The sequence below is a fragment of the Pseudomonas sp. C32 genome (genome assembly GCF_030417915.1).
In the GTDB taxonomy this organism is placed as follows: domain Bacteria; phylum Pseudomonadota; class Gammaproteobacteria; order Pseudomonadales; family Pseudomonadaceae; genus Aquipseudomonas.
The window spans coordinates 428,427-449,108 of sequence record NZ_JAUHUK010000001.1 but is presented as its reverse complement, the minus strand read 5'-3'; the positions used below and the strand labels follow the sequence as shown (position 1 = coordinate 449,108).

Annotated in this window: 18 protein-coding genes; 6 read left to right on the top strand and 12 right to left on the bottom strand. The window is 60.0% G+C overall.

The window, feature by feature from the left end; all coding sequences use genetic code 11:
* The first annotated feature begins 980 nt into the window (after positions 1 to 980).
* Positions 981 to 2,518, top strand: a protein-coding gene (locus tag QYH43_RS02030) for an IS3 family transposase (protein WP_095152002.1) whose coding sequence is annotated in 2 segments (ribosomal slippage) — positions 981 to 1,449 and positions 1,449 to 2,518 — 1,539 coding nt in all. Because the reading frame shifts where the segments join, the coding sequence is not laid out codon by codon here.
* A gap of 160 nt (positions 2,519 to 2,678) precedes the next feature.
* Here QYH43_RS02030 and QYH43_RS02025 read toward each other — a convergent pair.
* Together QYH43_RS02025 and QYH43_RS02020 are read right to left on the bottom strand one after the other, a co-directional pair.
* Entirely contained in the window at positions 2,679 to 5,744 is a 3,066-nt protein-coding gene (locus QYH43_RS02025; protein WP_095152001.1) for an efflux RND transporter permease subunit, read from the bottom strand.
* 6 nt (positions 5,745 to 5,750) lie between these two features.
* Entirely contained in the window at positions 5,751 to 6,851 is a 1,101-nt protein-coding gene (locus QYH43_RS02020; protein WP_301156077.1) for an efflux RND transporter periplasmic adaptor subunit, read from the bottom strand.
* 93 nt (positions 6,852 to 6,944) lie between these two features.
* On the opposite strand from QYH43_RS02020, the gene QYH43_RS02015 reads away from it, so the two are divergent.
* The gene (locus QYH43_RS02015; protein WP_095151999.1) at positions 6,945 to 7,589 is read left to right on the top strand and encodes a TetR/AcrR family transcriptional regulator; all 645 of its coding nucleotides are present in this window, start codon (positions 6,945 to 6,947) and stop codon (positions 7,587 to 7,589) included.
* 131 nt (positions 7,590 to 7,720) lie between these two features.
* On the opposite strand, the gene QYH43_RS02010 is transcribed toward QYH43_RS02015, so the two are convergent.
* Positions 7,721 to 8,503 carry a class I SAM-dependent methyltransferase gene (locus tag QYH43_RS02010; RefSeq protein ID WP_095061703.1) on the bottom strand — a complete coding sequence of 261 codons (783 nt, stop codon included), beginning with the start codon at positions 8,501 to 8,503 and terminating at the stop codon, positions 7,721 to 7,723.
* Between the two features lie 93 nt (positions 8,504 to 8,596).
* On the opposite strand from QYH43_RS02010, the gene QYH43_RS02005 reads away from it, so the two are divergent.
* A complete protein-coding gene (locus QYH43_RS02005) occupies positions 8,597 to 9,217 on the top strand; it encodes an energy transducer TonB (RefSeq protein ID WP_095061705.1) in 621 nt (206 codons plus the stop codon).
* Between the two features lie 29 nt (positions 9,218 to 9,246).
* Here QYH43_RS02005 and QYH43_RS02000 read toward each other — a convergent pair whose 3' ends face one another.
* The 6 genes from QYH43_RS02000 to ppc form a co-directional block, all read right to left on the bottom strand.
* Positions 9,247 to 10,068, bottom strand: coding sequence for an oxaloacetate decarboxylase (locus QYH43_RS02000; RefSeq protein WP_095151998.1), 822 nt, complete (start codon positions 10,066 to 10,068; stop codon positions 9,247 to 9,249).
* Between the two features lie 33 nt (positions 10,069 to 10,101).
* Positions 10,102 to 10,962 carry a DUF72 domain-containing protein gene (locus QYH43_RS01995; RefSeq protein WP_301156071.1) on the bottom strand — a complete coding sequence of 287 codons (861 nt, stop codon included), beginning with the start codon at positions 10,960 to 10,962 and terminating at the stop codon, positions 10,102 to 10,104.
* Positions 10,962 to 11,267: a hypothetical protein gene (locus QYH43_RS01990; protein ID WP_095061711.1), complete on the bottom strand. Its 306-nt coding sequence runs from the start codon at positions 11,265 to 11,267 to the stop codon at positions 10,962 to 10,964. The genes QYH43_RS01995 and QYH43_RS01990 overlap by 1 nt, the downstream gene beginning before the upstream one ends.
* Positions 11,268 to 11,484: 217 nt before the next feature.
* The gene (gene tsaB, locus QYH43_RS01985; protein ID WP_095058697.1) at positions 11,485 to 12,159 is read right to left on the bottom strand and encodes a tRNA (adenosine(37)-N6)-threonylcarbamoyltransferase complex dimerization subunit type 1 TsaB; all 675 of its coding nucleotides are present in this window, start codon (positions 12,157 to 12,159) and stop codon (positions 11,485 to 11,487) included.
* A 93-nt stretch (positions 12,160 to 12,252) separates the two neighbouring features.
* Positions 12,253 to 12,900: an adenylate kinase gene (adk, locus tag QYH43_RS01980; protein WP_095058696.1), complete on the bottom strand. Its 648-nt coding sequence runs from the start codon at positions 12,898 to 12,900 to the stop codon at positions 12,253 to 12,255.
* Between the two features lie 287 nt (positions 12,901 to 13,187).
* On the bottom strand, positions 13,188 to 15,818 hold the full coding sequence (gene ppc, locus QYH43_RS01975; RefSeq protein ID WP_095151996.1) for a phosphoenolpyruvate carboxylase: 2,631 nt from the start codon (positions 15,816 to 15,818) through the stop codon (positions 13,188 to 13,190).
* A gap of 199 nt (positions 15,819 to 16,017) precedes the next feature.
* Between ppc and QYH43_RS01970 the strand changes: the two genes are divergently transcribed.
* From QYH43_RS01970 to QYH43_RS01960, 3 genes are all read left to right on the top strand, one after another.
* The gene (locus QYH43_RS01970; protein WP_095058694.1) at positions 16,018 to 16,362 is read left to right on the top strand and encodes a pilin assembly protein; all 345 of its coding nucleotides are present in this window, start codon (positions 16,018 to 16,020) and stop codon (positions 16,360 to 16,362) included.
* Positions 16,363 to 16,680: 318 nt separating this feature from the next.
* Positions 16,681 to 17,094 (top strand): DUF4398 domain-containing protein, encoded by a 414-nt coding sequence (locus QYH43_RS01965; RefSeq protein ID WP_095151995.1) that lies wholly within the window; start codon positions 16,681 to 16,683, stop codon positions 17,092 to 17,094.
* A gap of 46 nt (positions 17,095 to 17,140) precedes the next feature.
* The gene (locus QYH43_RS01960) at positions 17,141 to 17,938 is read left to right on the top strand and encodes an OmpA family protein (protein WP_095151994.1); all 798 of its coding nucleotides are present in this window, start codon (positions 17,141 to 17,143) and stop codon (positions 17,936 to 17,938) included.
* Positions 17,939 to 18,015: 77 nt separating this feature from the next.
* On the opposite strand, the gene QYH43_RS01955 is transcribed toward QYH43_RS01960, so the two are convergent.
* The 3 genes from QYH43_RS01955 to QYH43_RS01945 all read right to left on the bottom strand — a co-directional run bounded on the left by QYH43_RS01955 (position 18,016) and on the right by QYH43_RS01945 (position 20,681).
* Positions 18,016 to 18,345, bottom strand: coding sequence for a hypothetical protein (locus tag QYH43_RS01955; RefSeq protein WP_095058691.1), 330 nt, complete (start codon positions 18,343 to 18,345; stop codon positions 18,016 to 18,018).
* On the bottom strand, positions 18,342 to 19,256 hold the full coding sequence (locus QYH43_RS01950; RefSeq protein WP_095058690.1) for an alpha/beta hydrolase: 915 nt from the start codon (positions 19,254 to 19,256) through the stop codon (positions 18,342 to 18,344). Before QYH43_RS01950 ends, QYH43_RS01955 begins: the two co-directional genes overlap by 4 nt.
* A 147-nt stretch (positions 19,257 to 19,403) precedes the next feature.
* Positions 19,404 to 20,681, bottom strand: coding sequence for a flavohemoglobin expression-modulating QEGLA motif protein (locus QYH43_RS01945; RefSeq protein ID WP_095058689.1), 1,278 nt, complete (start codon positions 20,679 to 20,681; stop codon positions 19,404 to 19,406).
* Between the last annotated feature and the right edge of the window lies 1 nt (position 20,682).

Here is a 20,682-nt window from a genome sequence, read left to right as displayed (position 1 = left end):
TCACTGAATTGGCAGCGACGGTCACAGGCTAGAGATCGTGTTTCTGACGGGCAAGCTGAAAGTCTTGTGGGAAGGGTCTGATTATTTGATCTGGATCGACGAACATCGTTGACTGTCAGGCCGCCATCGCGAGCAAGCTTGCTCCTATGGGGATGCGCGGTGTACATGCAAAACCTGTAGGAGCGAGCCTGCTCGCGATGGTCGTTAACGATGACGCGGGCTGACTGACGGAGCGCGCTGCTCTTACGTTTTTCGCGAGCAGGCTCGCTCCTACAGAAGAGCAAAGCAGGGCAGCGTACACCCAAGCTCCTCACCACTTATCAGGCCGAGCGTTAGCTCGCCTGCAGCTTTTGATCCTGATCCACCCGCCCCCTCGAGAGGCCGAGAGGAGGTTCTGCGTAGTGGGTCACAGGCTAGAGATCATGTTTCTGACGGGCAAGTTGAACGTCTTGTGGGAAGGGTCTGAATGTTTGATCTGGATCGACGAACATCGTTGACTGTCAGGCCGCCATCGCGAGCAAGCTTGCTCCTACGGGGATGCGCGGTGTACATGCGATTCTGGCCACACCACAAAAACCTGTAGGAGCGCGTTGCTCTTACATTTTTCGCGAGCAGGCTCGCTCCTACAGAAGAGCAAAGCAGAGCAGCGTACACCCAAGCTCCTCACCACTCATCAGGCCGAGCGTTAGCTCGCCTGCAGCTTTTGATCCTGATCCACCCGCCCCCTCGAGAGGCCGAGAGGAGGTTCTGCGTAGTGGGCAACCCGGCATGGATGCCGGGTTAGCCGCCCCCGGCCATGGATGGCCGATGGCGGCGGGCCCACGGAGCAGGACCGGAGCGAGGGCATGCCGAGCCTGGGCGAGGCACCGAACGTCAGGGGCGAGACCTTTTGGTTCCTTTTGGGGCGTTCCCTCAGTGTCAGGCTACCTGTCGCCCTTGTTGATTGACTCAATCATTCAAGAGGGCGAAGGTGCACAACAATGTCCAACCTAGGCAAACGCTACGACAACGACTTCAAAGACTGGGTCGTTTTGCAAATGATGCCGCCCCTCAATCGATCAGTGGCAGAACTTGCCGTCGCGCTCAATCTCACGCCACAGTCGCTGCGAAACTGGAGACAAATGGCTAGAGATAAAGGCTTGATCGTTCCGGGAAACGGCAAGACCAGTGACCAATGGACTAGCACTGATAAGTTCAATGCTGTCATGGAAACGGCGCCGTTGAGCGAGGTGGAGATCTCTCAGTATTGCCGAATCAAGGGAATTTACCCTGAGCAAATCCAGCAGTGGCGAATGGCATGCCAGAACGCCAATCCGGTCGTTGACCTCAACTCTCGAACCTCTAAGACGGCTGAGCAGCGGCGTATCAAAATACTTGAACGTCAATTGATCCAGTCTGATGCCGGACGTGCGGAGGCGGAGGCCTTGCTGGATCTCAGAAAAAAAGCCAATGCGATCTGGGGCAAGGACAAGGAAGACTGATCGACGCCTCTGATCGTACGCAAGCCATGAAGTTGATAGCAGACGCGGTGCTAAATGGCGCTCGTCGATACCGAGCCTGCAATGAGCTGGGGCTGAGCCTGCGCACAGTTCAACGCTGGCGACACGCTGACTGTGACGGACGACAACTGGCTCAGCGGGCAGCTCCGGCTAACAAGCTCAGTGATACGGAGCGCCAAGCGGTGCTTGCCGCTGCCAATCAGGCTGGCTACGCCAGCCTCACCCCGCACCAAATCGTCCCGAAACTGGCCGATGAAGGTATCTATCTGGCGTCGGAGTCGACGTTTTACCGTGTGTTAAAAGCCGCTAACCAAAACGTGCGTCGCGGCCGAACCAAAGCCCCGAAACGCAGGGTACTGACGACGCATCGCGCTGACGCTCCCAATCAGGTGTGGTGTTGGGACATCACTTGGTTGCCCAGCACTGTCAGAGGTCGTTTTTTCTACTGGTATATGGTCAAGGATGTCTACAGCCGCAAGCTCGTCGCCAATGAAGTGCATGAGGTGGAATGTGCCGAACACGCCTGTGAGCTGCTTAGAAAGGGATGTTTGCGTGAGCATACTGCGGGTCGTCCGTTTGTGTTGCACTCGGATAACGGCCACGTTATGAGAGGCTCCTTGTTACGTGAAAGCATGGTGGCCCTGGGCGTAGAGCCGTCTTTTAGCCGGCCAAGGGTGAGCAATGATAACGCCTATGCGGAGGCACTTTTCCGCACTGCAAAATACTGCCCGCTTTGGCCGGATCAACCATTTGATACGGTCACTGATGCAAGGCTTTGGGTGCAGAAATTTATCGAGTGGTACAACGAAGATCACCGACACAGCGCCTTGAAATACGTGACGCCAAACGAGCGACACGAAGGCAAAGCGACGGCTCTATTACAAGCTAGAGCAGCACTTTATGAGGATGCCAGGGAAGCTAATCCGAGTCGCTGGAGTACTCGGACACGCAACTGGAAACTGGCAGATGCGGTGTATTTAAACCCAGAACGCCCTGCAATTAAGGGCGCAACGGGCTAACAACTGTAGGAGCAAGGCGACAGGTACCTTGACACGTACCGCGTTTGCCAAAAGGAACTCGCCGTAAGGGCGAAACCATAAGTGGCCATTACCGCAGAAATGGATATGTACTCAATCAACCAAGAACCTGGTCGGCCCGAAGGCCGCCAAGGTCAAACCCTCAAACCGACTCGTTGCGAACCCGAAACCACGCAGCATAAAGCGCTGGCAAAAACAGCAGGGTCAACGCCGTAGCCACAATCAACCCCCCCATGATCGCCACCGCCATCGGCCCGAAAAACACACTGCGCGACAACGGAATCATCGCCAGCACCGCCGCCAGCGCCGTCAACACAATCGGCCGGAACCGCCGCACCGTCGCCTCGATAATCGCCTGCCAAGGCTTCAGCCCCGCAGCAATATCCTGCTCGATCTGATCCACCAGAATCACCGAGTTACGCATGATCATCCCCGACAACGCGATCGTCCCGAGCATGGCCACAAACCCGAACGGCTGACGGAACACCAGCAAGAACAGCGTCACCCCGATCAACCCCAACGGCGCCGTCAGAAACACCATCGCCGTGCGTGAGAAACTGCGCAGTTGCAGCATCAGCAACGTCAACACCACCACGATGAACAGCGGCACCCCGGCCTTCACCGAGTTCTGTCCGCGCTCGGAATCCTCTACGGTGCCACCGACATCCAGCAAATACCCGTCCGGCAATTCGGCGCGAATCGGATCAAGCGTCGGCATGATCTGCTGCACCAACGTTGCAGGCTGTTCCTTGTCATAAATGTCGGCGCGCACCGTCACGTTAGGCAGGCGATTACGGTGCCAGATCACGCCCTCCTCGAAGCCGTACTCCAGCGTGGCGATCTGCGACAACGCTACACTGCGACCGTTGTCCGTCGGTATGGCCAGGCTCGGCAGCAACGACAGCTCCGTACGTTCATGCACGGTGCCGCGCAGCAGGATCTCGATCAACTCGTTGTCTTCACGGTACTGACTGACACTGGAACCGGTCAGCGAGCTTTGCAAAAACTTCGACAGGTTCGCCGTGCTCACGCCCAATGCCCGGGCGCGGTCCTGATCGATGTTCAGATACACGACTTTGCTCGGTTCTTCCCAATCGAGGTGAACGTTGACCACATGCGGGTTTTCCCGAACCTTGGCCGCGACTTTGCGCGCCAAGGCCCGAACTTCCTCGATGTGCTCACCCGTGACACGGAACTGCACCGGATAGCCAACCGGCGGGCCGTTTTCCAGACGCGTGACCCGCGAGCGCAGCGTCGGGAATTGTTCGTTGAGCGTCGAGATCAACCACGCACGCAGGGGTTCGCGGTCCTCGATGGTCTTGGCCAGCACCACAACCTGGGCGAAGCTCGCAGCAGGCAGTTGCTGATCCAGCGGCAGGTAAAAACGCGGCGAACCGGTACCGACGTAAGCCACGTAGTTATCGATCCCGGCCTTGTCCTTGAGCAAGGCTTCAAGGCGTTTGACCTCCTCGGCGGTGTTGCTCAAGGAAGCGCCTTCGGCGAGTTTCAGGTCGACCATCAACTCCAGTCGGCCGGACGCGGGGAAGAACTGTTGCGGCACAAAACGGAACAGCACGATGGAGGCAATGAACAACACCACGGTCGCCGCGATCACGGTTTTACGCCAGCGCACACACCATTCCACCACACGCCGGACGCGCTGATAGAACGGTGTTCCGTAAGGGTCTGGCTGACCAGGACCATGTTTCGCCGCATGAATTTTCGCCAGGTCCGGCAGGAGTTTTTCCCCCAGGTAAGGCACGAACAGCACCGCGGCCACCCACGACGCCAGCAGCGCGATGGTCACCACTTCAAAGATCGAACGGGTGTACTCCCCCGTGCCCGATTGCGCCGTGGCAATCGGCAGGAAACCGGCGGCGGTGATCAGCGTGCCGGTAAGCATCGGGAACGCGGTGCTGGTCCAGGCATAGCTCGCCGCTTTGACCCGGTCGAAGCCCTGCTCCATTTTGATCGCCATCATTTCCACGGCGATGATCGCGTCATCCACCAGCAGTCCCAGCGCCAAAACCAACGCGCCGAGGGAAATCTTGTGCAGGCCGATGCCAAGGTAATACATGCAGGCAAACGTCATCGCCAACACCAGAGGAATCGCCAGGGCGACCACCATGCCGGTGCGCACGCCGAGTGAGAAGAAACTCACCAACAGCACGATGGCCAATGCTTCGACCAACACCTGAATGAACTCACCAACGCCGGTTTTCACCGCCGCCGGTTGATCGGATACTTTGCGCAACTGCATGCCGATCGGGAGGTTTTTCTGGATACGGGCGAACTCGCCTTCCAGCGCCTTGCCCAGCACCAGAATGTCGCCGCCCTCCTTCATGGCGACAGCCAGACCAATCGCATTTTCCCCCATGAAGCGCATACGCGGCGCCGGTGGATCGTTGAACCCACGGCGCACATCCGCCACATCGGAGATGCGGAACGTACGATCACCTACGCGGATCGGGAAGTTCTTGATCTCGTCGACCGTACGAAAATTCCCCGTCACCCGTAGCTGCAATCGCTCGCTGCTGGTTTCGAAGAAGCCCGCCGTGGACACCGCGTTCTGTTCTTCAAGCGCCTGCTGCACCGTCCCCAATGGCAAGCCGAGGGTGGCGAGCTTGACGTTCGACAGCTCGATCCAGATTTTCTCGTCCTGCAAGCCGAGCAGGTCGACCTTGCCCACGTCCTTGACCCGTTGCAGCTGGATCTGGATGCGGTCGGCGTAATCCTTGAGCACGGCGTAGTCAAAACCTTCGCCGGTCAGGGCGTAGATGTTGCCGAAGGTGGTGCCGAATTCATCGTTGAAGAACGGCCCCTGAATCCCTGGCGGCAAGGTGTGGCGAATGTCGTTGACCTTCTTGCGCACCTGATACCAGAGCTCCGGGATCTCCACCGAGTGCATGGAGTCACGGGCGATGAAGGTGACCTGGGATTCTCCGGGGCGAGAGAACGAAGCGATGCGCTCGTACTCGCCAGTTTCCATCAGTTTCTTTTCAATGCGTTCGGTGACCTGGCGCGAGACTTCCTCGGCAGTCGCCCCCGGCCAATTGGTGCGGATCACCATGGCCTTGAACGTGAATGGCGGATCCTCGCTCTGGCCAAGCTTGGTGTAGGAAAGTGCGCCAACGATCGCCAGCAAGAGCATCAGGAACAGGACGATCTGGCGATTGCGCAGCGCCCAGGCAGAAAGATTGAAGCCCATCGGGGATTACTCCTTGTCGGCCAGATTGACCACGCGGTTGGAGCGATCCACCGGGCGCACGGATTGTCCGTCCAGAAGCACATGAACACCCGCGGCCACGACCCAGTCGCTGGCGTTGAGGCCTTCGAGCACCGGTACGTTTTTCTCGCCAAAGGCACCGATCCGCACCGGGGTCTTCTTCAAGGTGCTGTTGGCGCTGACGACCCAGACGTAGGTCACACCGCCTTCTGCGGTCAGCGCGGACAATGGCACCGACAGGGCCACGGTTTCGGCGGTCGGCACAAAGACACGGGCGCTCTGGCCGAGTTCGGCGGGCACTTTGGCGCTACTGAAAGCGATGCGCGCCGCGAAGGTGCGGGACTTGGGATCGGCAGCCGGCGACAGTTCGCGGATACGTCCGTCGAAACGCTGGTCCGGTTGCGTCCACAGCTCCACTGATACTGGCTGACCGACCTTGAAGCGACCGAAGCTTTGCTCTGGCAGGCTGATCAAGACTTCACGCTCGCCGTCGGTGGCCAGGGTAAACACGGTTTGCCCGGCCGCGACGACTTGCCCGACTTCCACCGCACGCTTGGCGACCACGCCATCCTGCGGCGCACGCAGCACGGCGTAGCTGGCCTGATTGGTCGAGACGTTGAATTCGGCTTTGATTTGTTTGAGACGCGCGTCACCGGAACGGTAAAGGTTTTCGTGATTGTCGTACTGCGAGCGGCTGACCAGCTGACGCTCCATCAGCGTTTTATAGCGATCACGCTCGGCGCGCACCATGCTCAGGTTGGCCTCGGCGGCCGCGACCTGGGCGCGCGTGGCTTCCAGTTGCAGGCGCACGTCCTGGGGATCAAGTTCCGCCAGAGGCTGATCGGCCTTGACCCGCTGCCCTTCGTCGACCAATCGTCGGCTGACCTTGCCGCCGATACGGAACGCCAGGTCCGGCTCATAGCGGGCGCGGACTTCACCGGGATAGCTTTCCATCGCCTGCGCCGACGGCTCTGGCTGAACCACCATGGCCGGACGGATGCTGACTTGCGGCGCTTCTTCGTGACCGCACGCCGTCAATAGAAATGCCAGGCTGACCGGCAACGCGAGGGGCAAGGCATAGCGGAACATGGTGAAGGACCTTTCGCTAATGGTGCTTGGAATAATTATACTGGCGAGTATGTTATTAATAGCAAACTCACCAGTCCAGTAATAAAAGCGAATATGCCGAACAATCTTTCAGCACCCAATGGCCCAGGCCGCCCCAAGGATCTGGCCAAGCGCCAGGCGATCCTCGACGCAGCGAAAACGCTGTTTTTGACCAAGGGTTATGCCAACACCAGCATGGATGCTGTCGCAGCAGAGGCCGGTGTGTCGAAGCTGACGGTCTACAGCCACTTCAACGACAAGGAGACGCTGTTCTCCGCCGCCGTGGTGGCCAAGTGCGAAGAACAACTGCCACCGCTGTTTTTCGAATTATCGGAAGGCGTGGCGGTGGAAACGGTGCTGCTGAACATCGCGCGCGGCTTCCATCAGTTGATCAACAGCGATGAGTCGGTGAACCTGCACCGCTTGATGATGACCCTGGGCAGCCTGGACCCGAAACTCTCGCAGATCTTCTTCGAGGCCGGGCCCCAGCGCATGGTGCATGGCATGGAGCGCTTGCTGAGCAAGATCGACGAAAGCGGCGCGTTGAGCATCGACAAACCGCACAACGCAGCCGAGCACTTCTTCTGCCTGCTCAAGGGCGCGGGGAATTTTCGTTTGCTGTACGGCTGCGGCGAGCCGCCGGTGGGTGAGGCGGCGGAGAGCCATGTGCGGGAAGTGGTGGGGTTGTTTATGCGGGCTTATCGGCCTGAGCGAACCTGATGGTTTGAGGGTGTCCGGGCTGACGCCTTCGCTGGCAAGCCAGCTCCTACAGGGTCCGAGGTGTTCCAAAATCCCGGGGCCGACACAAAACCTGTAGGAGCTGGCTTGCCAGCGATGAAGGCGACTCGGTCCTAAGGCTTGAGCGCCTTCTTCGGATAAATGTCATACCGACTGGACTTGCCATCCAGCGCATGACTCGGCTTCGGCCCTTCAATGCAGGGCGCCTTGCGCGGCCGCTTGACCACCACCCGGTGACTGGCCAGCGCGAGTGCCGCTTCGAGCAATGCCGGTGCATCCGGATCATCGCCCACCAGCGGCCGGAACAGGCGCATTTCTTTCTTCACCAGCGCGGTTTTCTCACGGTGCGGAAACATCGGATCGAGGTAGATCACCTGCGGCGGCTCCCCCTCCCAATTGCGCATCACCTCAATCGAATTGCCCTTGAGCAACCGCATGCGCGCCACGATCGGCGCCACGTCGAAATCTTCTGCACCCCGCGCGAGGCCATCCTCCAGCAAGGCGCCAATCAACGGCTGACGCTCGATCAGGCTCATCTCGCAGCCTAGGCTGGCCAGCACGAACGCATCCTTGCCAAGCCCCGCCGTGGCGTCCAGCACGCGCGGACGCACGCCTTGGGCGACGCCAACAGCCTTGGCGATCATCTGCCCGCTGCCGCCACCGTACAAACGGCGATGGGCCGCACCGCCCTCGACGAAGTCCACCCGCACCGGCCCCGGCGCATCCGGCCCAAGCTGTTGCAGTTGCAAACCCTGCTCGCCCACCTGCAAGGCAAACTCGCCGTCAGCCACTTGCAGCGGCAAGCCCAGGCGCTCGGCCCATTGTTCGGCTTGTGGCGCGAAGGCAGGGTTCAGCGCCTCGACATGGATGCGGCACACCGCGGGTTGATCAATCATCGGAAAACACGCTCAAAAAATTAATGATCGGCAAAAACGGCCGATAACAAAACTATCGAGCATTTTGCCAGAGCTGAGCGTCGACCGAGAGAAATGTCAGACTTTCAACCCACAATCACAGGTTTTATCTCGCCCTACGGCGATTACAACCTGCGAAACACCCAGGCACTGAGCGGTGTCAGTCACATCTGGCAAGATTTCTTTGCCCGTGCGCTGGCCGAACAGTCGGGTGAAGTGCTACCTGAATCTCTGAATTTTCCACCGGTCGATCTGGAAAGCCCGGTCGAACCCACCGTCGGCAGCGACTTGCTGGCGCACATCGTGTCCCAGCGTGAATGCGATGTGCAGGACAACGAAGTCCGCCCGCCCGAGCCGCTGTTCCTGCCGATTGCCGAATTCGAAATGGACCTGGCCGACAAGCCTTTCCCACCGTTCCCGGCGGATGAAATCGTCGCTCAGCAGAAGCAACAAAACTTCGAAAGCGGCTGGGTTCGCCCGATCGTCCTGAACGCCGGCCAACCTGTGCCGCACATCACCCCGGCGCCGCAACCCCGTCCACTGCACTTGCCGATTGCCGAATTTGAACTCGATTTGCTCGACAAGCCGTTCCCGCCGTTCTCGTCGGAAGAACGGGTGGAGCAACAGAAACAACTCGACTTCGACAACGGCTGGGCACGCCCGATTGTCCTGCAGAACCTGCGCATCGCCGCCTGATCCTCGTCCCCCCGCTACACACTCTATGTTCAACCCTTGAACAATTGATTGGCTTGGGCAAACGGCATGGAACGTGAAGTGAACCCGAACGTACCCGACGTCTGGATTTCTTCGGCGGCGCGGAAGAATTCGCCATACGCCGCCAGCGCGAGCGCCGAGCCCACGCTGATGCGCTTGACGCCCATTTCACTCAACTGCGCGACCGTCAGCTTCAGACCGCCCGACATCAAAATGTTCACCGGCTTGGGCGCCACCGCACGCACCACCGCCAGTACATCCTCGGCGTTGCGCAGGCCCGGTGCGTAAAGCACGTCGGCGCCCGCCTCGGCGAATGCCTGCAAGCGGCGGATGGTGTCTGGCAAATCCGGATTACCGTGCAGAAAGTTCTCCGCCCGGGCCGTCAGGGTGAAAGGAAACGCCAAGCTGCGAGCAGCAGCGACGGCAGCTTCGATGCGCGCCACTGCATGTTCAAAGCAGTAGATCGGGCCCTCTTCGCGGCCGGTGGCATCTTCAATCGAACCACCGACGGCGCCCGCCTCTGCCGCGCGCAAAATACTCTTGGCGCAATCGGCGGGGTTGTCGGCAAAACCGTTTTCCAGGTCCACCGCCACCGGCAAGTCCGTGGCGCCGACAATCGCCCGGACGTTTGCCAGCGTGTCGTCCAGGGTCAGGCCGCCATCGGGACGAGCCTGGGAAAAGGCATAGCCGGCACTGGTGGTCGCCAGCGCCTCGAAGCCCAGACTGGCGAGCATTTTCGCCGAGCCGGCATCCCACGGGTTGGGAATCACAAAAGCACCGCTGCGTTCGTGCAAGGCTTTAAACGCTTGGGCTCGAAGGGTTTGCGCATCCATTGGCAGGCTCCTGAAAGGGGAACGAATCCGCCTTCAGAGCAGGCCAAGTTGCTCGGCGGCGGGTTCTCTGTATAGCTCAGGCAGCGCCGGCAAGCCAGGCAAACGTAGCATCAATCTGGCGTGAAAACGTTGCGCCAGTTTGGCTGCGAGCAGGTTGTCGGCAGTGTGCAGGAAGATGTAAGGCGCGCGGCCCTCTTCGATCCACAGGGCGATTTTCTCCACCCACGGCAGCAGGAAGGGATCGTTGGCCTCAAGTTCGGGATGACCGATGAAGCGCACCTGCGGGAACTGCGTGAACGCTGCCGGGCGCGTTGGGACTCGGGGTTTCTTGGATTGAGCATGCAGCACCGAAGGTTCGGTCGAGGTGCAGCTGAACAGCGCACGCGGATCGAGGCAGATGCGTTCGACACCGCGATCCAGCAACAGGCGATTGAGCATGCGCTCGCTATCGCCCTTGGCGAAGAAGTCGTCATGCCGCACTTCCACGGCCAGAGGCCGTTCCAGGGCATCGATAAATCCAGCCAGTTCCGGCAAGCGTTGCGGCGTGAAGCTTTTCGACAACTGCAACCACAGGGGCGACACACGTTCGCCGAGCGGGCTGAGCAACTGCAGAAAGGTTTCGGCGGCAGTGAGCTGTTCGCGCAGGTCACCGCCGTGGCTGATCTCGCCGGGAAATTTGGCGGTGAACCGAAAATGTTCGGGCATGGTGTCGGCCCAGCGCTGCACCGTCGTGGCAGCCGGACTCGCGTAGAAGGTCGTGTTGCCTTCCACGGCGTTGAATACTTGGGAGTAGAGATTCAGAAATTCAGCGGGTCTGGCGTCTGGCGGATACAGATAGTCACGCCAGGCGTTTTCACTCCAGGAGGGGCAGCCGAGGTAGTAAGGCAGATCCATCAGATGTACAGGTCGAGACCCAGCACTTCCGCATCCCAATCGACGAACCCGGCGGTGCTCAGGTAGCTGGCCAACGCCATGGCCACACTTTTGCTCATCGCACGGTGATAAAGCATGTCCTGCTGGCGGGCCGGGAGATTGCTGAGCTTTTGCGCAGAGGCTTTGGCGGCACGGGCAGCCAGTTGCTCTTGAGTCGGAAATTCCAGCTCGCCGTCGATATCGACGGACTCGTCTTCCACCACATGGCCTTTGCGAGGCTTGCGCTTGATCGGGTAGGACTGAGAGGAAACGCCGTCTATACGCATAAAGGTATGCTCGGGATCAGTGATGGCAGTTTAGTGGCGCGGAATCCACTTCGCAAACGGCCGAGTGATCACTAGAACACATAAAAGGGAAAAGGTTTAAAAGCTGGGGTTAGAAACCGATGATTGGTGGTGCCTGTAGAAGATCGCAGCCTGCGGCAGCTCCTACGGGGGAATGCGATCTCTGTAGGCGCCGCCGAAGGCTGCGATCTTTCAAGGTTTAACGCGCTTTAGGCGTCGCCACTTTATCGCGCAGATAAACCGGCTGAGCTTCATCGGCGACGATGGCCTCGCCGCGCTCCCAGGCAAACCGCGCCAGGGTCAGCAGGTCTTCAGCGTGAGGCAGCATGCCCGCGTCCTGCCCGCTCAGGCTGACAGCGATACGCTCGGCATACCCCCAACCCGTGCCCGCACCAAACCATTCGCCACTGGCATCGGCCGGCAATGCAGCCGACTCCGGAGGCAATACCGCTTCGGCGCCGACCAGTCGCATTTCCCCTGCCGTCTCGCGGTAGCAACCCCAATACACTTCGTCCATGCGCGCATCAATGGCCGCAGCGACCTGGCTGGCACCGTGTTCGCGATAGGCGCGCTGGGCCAAAACGGCGAGGTTCGACACCGGCAGCACCGGGCGCTCCAGCGCGAATGCCAAGCCTTGCACGACACCGATGGCAATGCGCACGCCGGTAAAGGCACCCGGCCCGCGACCGAACGCAATGGCATCGACCGCTTGCAGGGTGGTCCCGGCATCAGCCAGCAACTGCTGAATCATCGGCAACAGCTTCTGCGCATGCAGGCGCGGGATCACCTCGTAATGGCTCGTCACTTTGCCGTCATGCAGCAAGGCAACGGAGCAAGCTTCAGTCGCGGTGTCCAGGGCCAGCAAGGTGCTCATCGATGTATCCACAAGAGAGGTCGGAAAAAGTGCGTCAGTATAAACAACTACGGCCCGCAAGCGGGCCGTAGAAGGTGAAGCGATTCAGACTTTTCAGCTCAGCGCTGCAAGCACCTTGGCGGTGATGGCTTCAACCGAACCCACGCCTTCGATGTGGCTGTACTTCGGCTTGCCGTTGGCGGCCGACAGCTTCTGGTAGAAATCCACCAGCGGCTTGGTCTGCGAATGGTAGACCGACAGGCGATGACGCACGGTTTCTTCAGTGTCGTCCTTGCGCTGTACCAGCTCTTCGCCGGTGACGTCGTCTTTACCGGCAGCTTTCGGCGGGTTGTAGACGATGTGGTAAACGCGGCCGCTGGCCTCGTGAACACGGCGACCGGCGATACGCTGGACGATTTCTTCGTCTTCAACGGCGATTTCAACCACGGCATCCAGTTCAACGCCGGCAGTCACCAGAGCTTCAGCCTGAGGAATGGTGCGCGGGAAGCCGTCGAACAGGAAGCCGTTGGCGCAGTCGGACTGAGCGATACGGTCTTTGACCAGCGCGATGATCAGGTCGTCGGAGACCAGGCCGCCGGCATCCATGATGCTCTTGGCCTTGATGCCCAGCTCGGTGCCAGCCTTGACCGCGGCACGCAGCATGTCGCCGGTGGAGATTTGCGGAATGCCGAATTTTTCGGTGATGAACTGTGCCTGAGTACCTTTACCGGCCCCGGGAGCTCCCAGCAGAATGACGCGCATCGATGTGCTCCTCAATTTTTTATATAGATAACGTCAGATTCGCCTCGTGGGGCCAATCTCAAAATAGGGTCGTGACCGCCCAAACGGCCAAAGGCTGATCAAGATACACAGCAGGCTGCGACCACACAAGCCGCCGAAAGTCGGAGAAACCGCCGCCTCTTGCGACCATTGCGCGCAGTTCCCCAAGTCGCAACCCCATCATTAACTGTCGCTTGGCAGCACTTTTGGACCTGTCACACGACGGCATCCGACTCAAGCGCCGGATGCCTGATCCCACGACAAAATCGTTAGCCGGTGTTACGCAATCCGGCGGCAATCCCCGCTACAGACACCAGCAGCGCCTGTTCTACCGGGCTGCCCTGCGCCACGTCCTGTTGCCGCGAACGGGCCAGCAATTCGGCCTGCAATAGATGAAGCGGGTCGAGGTAGGTGTTGCGCAACCGGATGAACTCAAGGGTCGCTGGGCTATGTGCCAGCAGCTGTGACTGCCCGGTCAGGCCGAGGACGATGGTGCACGCCTGCGACAATAGGTCGCGTAAGTGCGCGCCCAACGGCAACAGATCCGGCGTGACCAGACGCAAATCATAGGATTGGGCAATCTCTGCGTCGGCTTTGGCCAGGACCATTTCCAGCATATCGATGCGGGTGCGGAAGAACGGCCACTGCTCGCGCATTTGCCCCAACAGCTCACCTTCGCCGCGTTCCAGTGCCTTGCTCAGGGCCGCTTCCCAGCCGAGCCAGGCCGGCAGCATCAAGCGCGTCTGGGTCCAGCCGAAGATCCACGGAATCGCCCGCAGGCTTTCAATCCCGCCGGCCCGACGCTTGGCCGGGCGACTGCCGAGCGGCAAGCGCCCCAGTTCCTGCTCTGGCGTTGACTGCCGGAAGTACTCGACGAACTGCGGGTTTTCCCGCACCACGGCGCGGTAAGCACTGACGCCGTCTGCGGCCAATTCATCCATCAAGTGCCGCCATTCAGGCGTCGGCGGCGGTGGCGGCAACAGCGTCGCTTCGAGCACCGCTGCCAGGTACAGATTGAGGTTCTGCTCGGCGATGTCCGGCAGACCGAATTTGAATCGAATCATTTCGCCCTGTTCGGTGGTGCGGAAGCGCCCCGCCACCGAACCCGGTGGCTGCGACAGAATCGCCGCATGCGCCGGGCCACCACCACGGCCCACGGTGCCGCCACGGCCATGGAACAACAGCAGTTCCACTTGTTGCTCGCGGCAGATATCCACCAGTCGCTCCTGCGCCCGATACTGCGCCCAGGCCGCCGCCGTGGTGCCGGCGTCCTTGGCCGAGTCGGAGTAGCCGATCATCACTTCCTGCGGTCCTTGCAGGCGCGCGCGATAGCCCGGCAACAGCAACAGCTTCTCGATCACCGGTCCGGCGTTGTCGAGGTCGGCGAGGGTCTCAAACAACGGCACCACACGCATCGGCCGCAACACGCCGGACTCTTTGAGCAGCAGTTGCACCGCCAGCACATCGGAAGCCGCCCCGGCCATAGAGATCACATAGGAACCGAGGGACGCCCCCGGCGCAGCGGCGATTTCGCGGCAGGTCGCCAACACTTCGGCCGTGTCGGCGGACGGTTTGAAGTACGTCGGCAACAACGGTCGACGGTTGTTCAGCTCACGCATCAGGAAGGCGATGCGCTCCTCTTCGCTCCAGTCTTCGTAGCGACCGAGGCCCAGGTAATCGGTGATTTCAGTCATCGCAGCGCTGTGCCGCGACGAATCCTGACGCACATCGAGCCGCACCAGGAACAGCCCGAACGTCACCGCCCGACGCAGGCAATCGAGCAGCGGCCCGTCGGCGATCACGCCCATGCCGCATTCGTGCAACGAGTGGTAACAGAGCTCCAGCGGATCGAGCAGTTCGCGATTGTTTTGCAGCACCTCGGCGGGGGCCGGCGTGAGTGTCGACAGCGACGTGTGCGCCCAGTTGCGAGTCGCACGCAGGCGTTCGCGCAATTGTTTGAGCACCGCCCGATACGGTTCGGCGCTGTCCCCGGCCTTGGCTTTCAATTCATCACTGGCTTGCTGCATCGACAGTTCAGCGGCCAGGTGATCGACATCGCGCAGGTACAAGTCAGCCGCCATCCAGCGCGCCAGCAACAGCACCTCGCGGGTCACGGCCGCTGTCACGTTGGGATTGCCGTCACGGTCGCCGCCCATCCATGAGGCAAAGCGAATCGGCGCGGCCTCCAGCGGTAAACGCAGGCCGGTGGCCGCATGCAGCGCCTGATCGGCCTTTCGCAGGTAGTTGGGAATCGCCTGCCACAGCGAATGCTCGATCACCGCGAAACCCCACTTTGCTTCGTCCACGGGCGTGGGGCGCGTGCGGCGGATTTCTTCGGTGTGCCAGGCTTCGGCGATCAGGCGTTGCAGCGTGGTTTTGATCTGATCGCGTTCGGCGCCGGTCAGATCGCGATGGTCCAGTGCGGCCAGTTGCGCGGCGATGGCGTCGTATTTCTGGATCAGCGTACGCCGCGCGACTTCGGTCGGGTGCGCGGTCAGCACCAGCTCAATCTCCAGCCGTCCCAACTGTCGGGCCAGGGCTTCGGCCCCGTGCCCTTCGGCGCGCAGGCGAGCGAGCAATTCCGGCAACACGCGAGATTCGAACGGTGCCTGTTGGGATTCTTCGCGCCGGTGAATCAACTGGTACTGCTCGGCGATGTTGGCCAGGTTGAGAAACTGGTTGAACGCCCGCGCCACCGGCAGCAATTCATCGTCGGTCAGCTGGTTGAGGCTGGCGCTGAGTTCGGCGTCCATGGAGCCGCGACGGTCAGCCTTGGCGCCCTTGCGGATCTGCTCGATCTTGTCGAGAAAGCCGTCGCCATACTGCTCACGAATGGTATTGCCCAGCAGCTCACCCAACAGGTGAACGTCTTCGCGCAAGCGTGCATCAATATCAGTCATCAGCAGTTCTCCAGCAGAAATCCGGGCGGCCAAGCCCTAGAGAGTGCCGCTCCAGACCGGTTCTTACAAGCCAGACGACGAAGGGCCTTTAAACCTTGCGCGTTGAAGCTAGTCTGAACAGTAGCCGTATAGCGGCTGTCGTCGGCCATGGCCGAACACTCTCCAGACCTGCCACGAGCAGGCGTGCATTGAGGTCTTTATGAAAATCCGTGAGCTCGCCCACCACTGGGAAGAAAACGCCAAAGGTCGCCTGACCGATACCGGTTATGCGATCCATCTGGACGTGGAAGCTGCCGCACGGTTGGCGGCGATTATCGAGATGTACCCCAAGCGGCAGCCTGAAGAACTGCTCGGCGACCTGATCGGCGCCGCGCTGGAAGAACTGGAAAGAAGCTTTCCATATGTGAAGGGCTCGACAGTGGTCGCCACCGATGAAGAAGGCGATCCGCTGTATGAGGACGTCGGGGCGACCCCGCGTTTCCTTGCGCTGTCCCGCCAGCATTTGCACGATTTGTCATCCGGTCACGACAAGCAGAAACACTGATTCCTTTCCCCGCCAAACTGCTCAAGGTGGGAGCGAGCCTGCTCGCGATGGTCGTCAACGAAAACTGCGTAGTGACTGAAAAACGCGGTGTCTTGAAGTCCATCGCGAGCAGGCTCGCTCCTACAGTTTTTCGGATGAGCTCCCCGCCCATCCAGCCGCATCTTTTTCGATAGCTAGCTAAATTCTCTGAACTTTCAAAAAACGCCTCGGGTCAACCCAAGTAACCACGCCTGGGACGAGCGTTTCAGAACGCCCCGCAAATGACGGTTCAAGCTCCTTGCCCAGGATGGATGTCGACGTTTTTCAGGAGCTGGCCCAATGGAGTTGAAGACCATGAAAACCCGAACTGGCACATCCTCGTTCACTCAACTGCGTAGCCTGAAACTGGCGGCGTTGGCCCTCGGCAGCAGCCTGGTACTGGCCGGTTGCGCCGGCAATCCGCCGACCGAGCAATACGCAGTGACCCAATCGGCCGTCAACGACGCCGTGAGTGCAGGCGGCACCGAATTCGCAGCCGTGGAAATGAAGTCCGCACAGGACAAACTCAAACAAGCCGAAATTGCCATGCACGACAAGCAATACGATCAGGCCCGCCTGCTCGCCGAGCAGGCCGAATGGGACGCTCGCGTGGCAGAGCGCAAGGCCCAGGCAATGAAGGCTGAACAATCAGTGAAGGACGCTCAGCAAGGCGTTCAGGAACTGCGTCAGGAAAGCCAGCGCACCGTTCAGTAGCCGCGCAGCGAGACGTCATTCCTAATCGACTAAAAAGGACGAAATCATGAAACCTAATCAACTGATGATCCCTGCCCTGCTGGCCGTCACCGTTGCGCTGGCAGCCTGTTCCACACCGCCCAACGCCAGCCTCGAACAGGCCCGCACCAATTACTCCGGCCTGCAAGCCGACCCGCAAGCAGCCAAGGTCGCGGCGCTGGAAACCAAGGAAGCCAGCGATTATCTGGCCAAGGCCGATCAGGCGTACAGGGAAAGGGAGGATGCCGCCAAGGTTGACCAACTTGCCTACTTGACCAACCAGCGGGTTGAAGTGGCCAAGCAAACCATCGCCCTGCGCACAGCTGAAGCAAACCTGAAAAACACCTCGGCGCAGCGGGCCGAAGCGCGTCTGGACGCTCGTGATCAGCAAATCAAACAGCTGCAAAACAGCCTCAACGCCAAGCAAACGGATCGCGGCACGCTGGTGACGTTCGGTGATGTGCTGTTTGCCACCGACAAGGCGGAACTCAAGTCCACCGGTCTGATGAACATCAACAAACTCGCGCAGTATCTTCAGGAAAACCCGGAGCGCAAAGCGATCGTCGAGGGGTATACCGACAGCACCGGCACGGCGTCGCACAACCAGTCGCTGTCGGAACGTCGCGCCGGTTCGGTGCGTGCGGCGCTGGTGAAAATGGGCGTGGACCCGACCCGCATCGTTGCCCAGGGTTACGGCAAGGAATACCCGGTGGCGGATAACACCAGCACCTCAGGCCGTGCGATGAATCGTCGGGTGGAAGTGACGATTTCCAATGACAATCAGCCGGTGATACCGCGCTCGGCGGTGAGTTCTTACACCCAATAAGCTGTCATCACACAAAAAACTGTGGGAGCCAGCCTGCTGGCTCCCACATTGGTTCTGGGCTGCTTTCAGGAATTGATTTACTGTTCCAGCTTCTGCGGCGTTTCCTGCCCCATGCAGCGCACAGCTTTTTTCTTGTTGTTGATCAGCACGCCGGTCAGGCCTTTCTGTTCCATGTCGAACAACACCAGCACGCCATCGATGCACTGCGCCACTTGGGCGGCCGGTTCCAGGGAGACTCGATAGTCTTCGCCCGGCACGGTCTTGAGCATGGTGAATTCGTTGAGCAGCAGCGCATCTTCGGGCTTGGCAAAGTGCAGGTAGCCGTACCACCACAGGGCACCGACGGTGCCGAGGATGGTGCAGATACCGGTGATGATCAGCGGGATGGCGTTACGTTCTTCACTCATTGCGGGCTCTCTGGTGGTTCATTTTCAGAATTCGGGGGGGCCGGGTAATTGGGGATTTCACCCAGGCGGCGCAGACCGTTGAAATGTTGCGGGTCTTCAAGATAACGCAGCATGACAGTGCGCCAGACCGGGTCGGCGAACGTCTGCACATGCCCGCCGCGAGTCAGTTGCAACACCCTCGGCGGCGGCGCAGCTTGATACAGACGGATGCCGTTGGAAAGAGGCACGATCGGATCGTCGATGCTGTGGTAGAGCAGTTTCGGCACGCCATTGAGTTGCGCCATGGAGTTGATCGCACTGTCGCCGTCCGGCACCAGCCACGACAAAGGCACCTGGAACGGCCAGGTCAGCCATGAAGTACTCAACGCAAACTGCCCGATGCTTCGATAGCTGGCGGGCACACCATCAAGGACAAACGCCTTCAGTTGTTTCTGTCGTTCCGGGTGCTGGACCAGGTAATGCACGGCCATCGAGCCACCGAGGCTCTGGCCGAGCAGGATCAGCGGCTTGCCTTTGACCTCCGGCGCCTGGTCGAGCCATTTGAAGGCCGCGTCGATGTCTTGATAGATCGCGGGCAGGCTCGGCTCGCCTTCGGACAAGCCATAACCGCGGTAGTCCACCAGCAACACCTGGTAACCCTCTTTCGGCAACCAATAGCTTCCGCCCAGGTGCATGGGCAGGTTTCCGCCATTGCCATGCAGGTGCAGCACCGTGCCTTTGACCTCGACACCTTGTTTCGCCGGCAGCCACCAGGCGTTCAGCTTGAGGCCGTCGGCAGTGGTCAGGGTGATGACTCGGTATTCGAGCCCGGCTTTTTCCGGGGTGAACAACTGGCCGGGTTCGGGGTAAAACAGCAGCGAACTGCAACCGCTCAAGGTCAGGAGAAGGCAGAGGGTGCCGAGGATTCTCATCCGGTGAAACCTCGCAGATAACGGGATTGGAATGCATCCCCTGTAGGAGCTGGCTTGCCAGCGAAAGCGGTTCAACATGCAACATGGTTGTTGTCTGATATGACGCATTCGCTGGCAAGCCAGCTCCTACAGGGAAGGTCGCCAGGATTACAGGATATTTGAGTAATCCGCTTCGATCCGGTCCAGGCTCAGGTGGTTGAGGAAGTTCGAGAAACACATCCACGCCGACAGCGCGTTCATGTCGCGGAACTGTTCCGGCAGGTACTTGGGCGGCACCACAAGGCCTTCATCCACCAACTGGCGCAAGGTGCGCATATCTTCCAGCGTGGTCTTGCCGCAGAACAGCAGCGGGATCTGCTCCAGCTTGCCTTTGCGCACGGCCAGCTGAATGTAGTTGTAAATCATGATGAAGCCCTTGAGGTAGGACAAGTCTTTGGTAAATGGCAGACCTGTCGGCACCGAACCACGGAAAACGCGGCTGGTGTTGCTGTAGCTCTCGGGCATTTCGAAACCTTGCTCGCGGAAGAACTCGAACACCTGCAGGAAGTCGGCCCCCTCCTCCACCATGTGAATCGCGCGGGTACGGTTGGTCAGTTTGCGCAGGCGGCTCGGGTAAGAGGCGAAGGTGATGATTTCCATCAGGATCGCCAGGCCTTCCTGGGTCACCGTCGACGAGGGCGGACCTTTAGCCAGGAAGGTGCAGATCGGCTGGTTCAAACCATTGAGCGTGGTGCCGACGTGCACCAGCCCTTCGTGGACTTCCAGGGCGCGCACATCACGGTTGTTGAACATCGCATCGGAACGGATCTTGATGTAGTCGGCGCCCGCCGCGGCATCCGCGACGATGCCGTCTGACTCGAACACCCGAATGGTTTCCTCGGCCTCGCCAAACACCTTGTTCAACCGATGCTGGAGCATCTCGACCGCTTCCTTGGCGGTCAGCGTCTTGGGCTCATCCTTGAGGTCGCCACGGCCGTCGATGTTATTCAGGTAATCGGAGAGCATCAGGCCCAGGTCGGACAGGGTCGGGTCGCCGGCATGGAACGCGTCGGACGCGGCGCCGTACAACTCTTGGGAGATCAGGCCGAAGTCCTCGGTGCCGCGCGCTTCGAGCATGCGGATCACCATGCGGTATTCCTTGCACATGCGTCGCATGATCTGGCCGACCGGGTTGAACTGACCGAGCTGGCGGGTGATATCGCGCTCGATGTTCTGGAATTCCAGCTTCACCTTGCTGGAGTCGAACGCCAGCGGCCGGTTGAGGTAATAGTCGCGATCGACCGCTGGCATTTCCTTGCCCTTGGCCTTGAGGAATCCCTGGCGAATGCTGTCGTCCCACTTGACCGCATCAAGGACGCGAATGGGCGTCTGCGCCAGCACAATGCGATCGGACAATATGCGTATCGACTGCTGGTAATCGTCCACC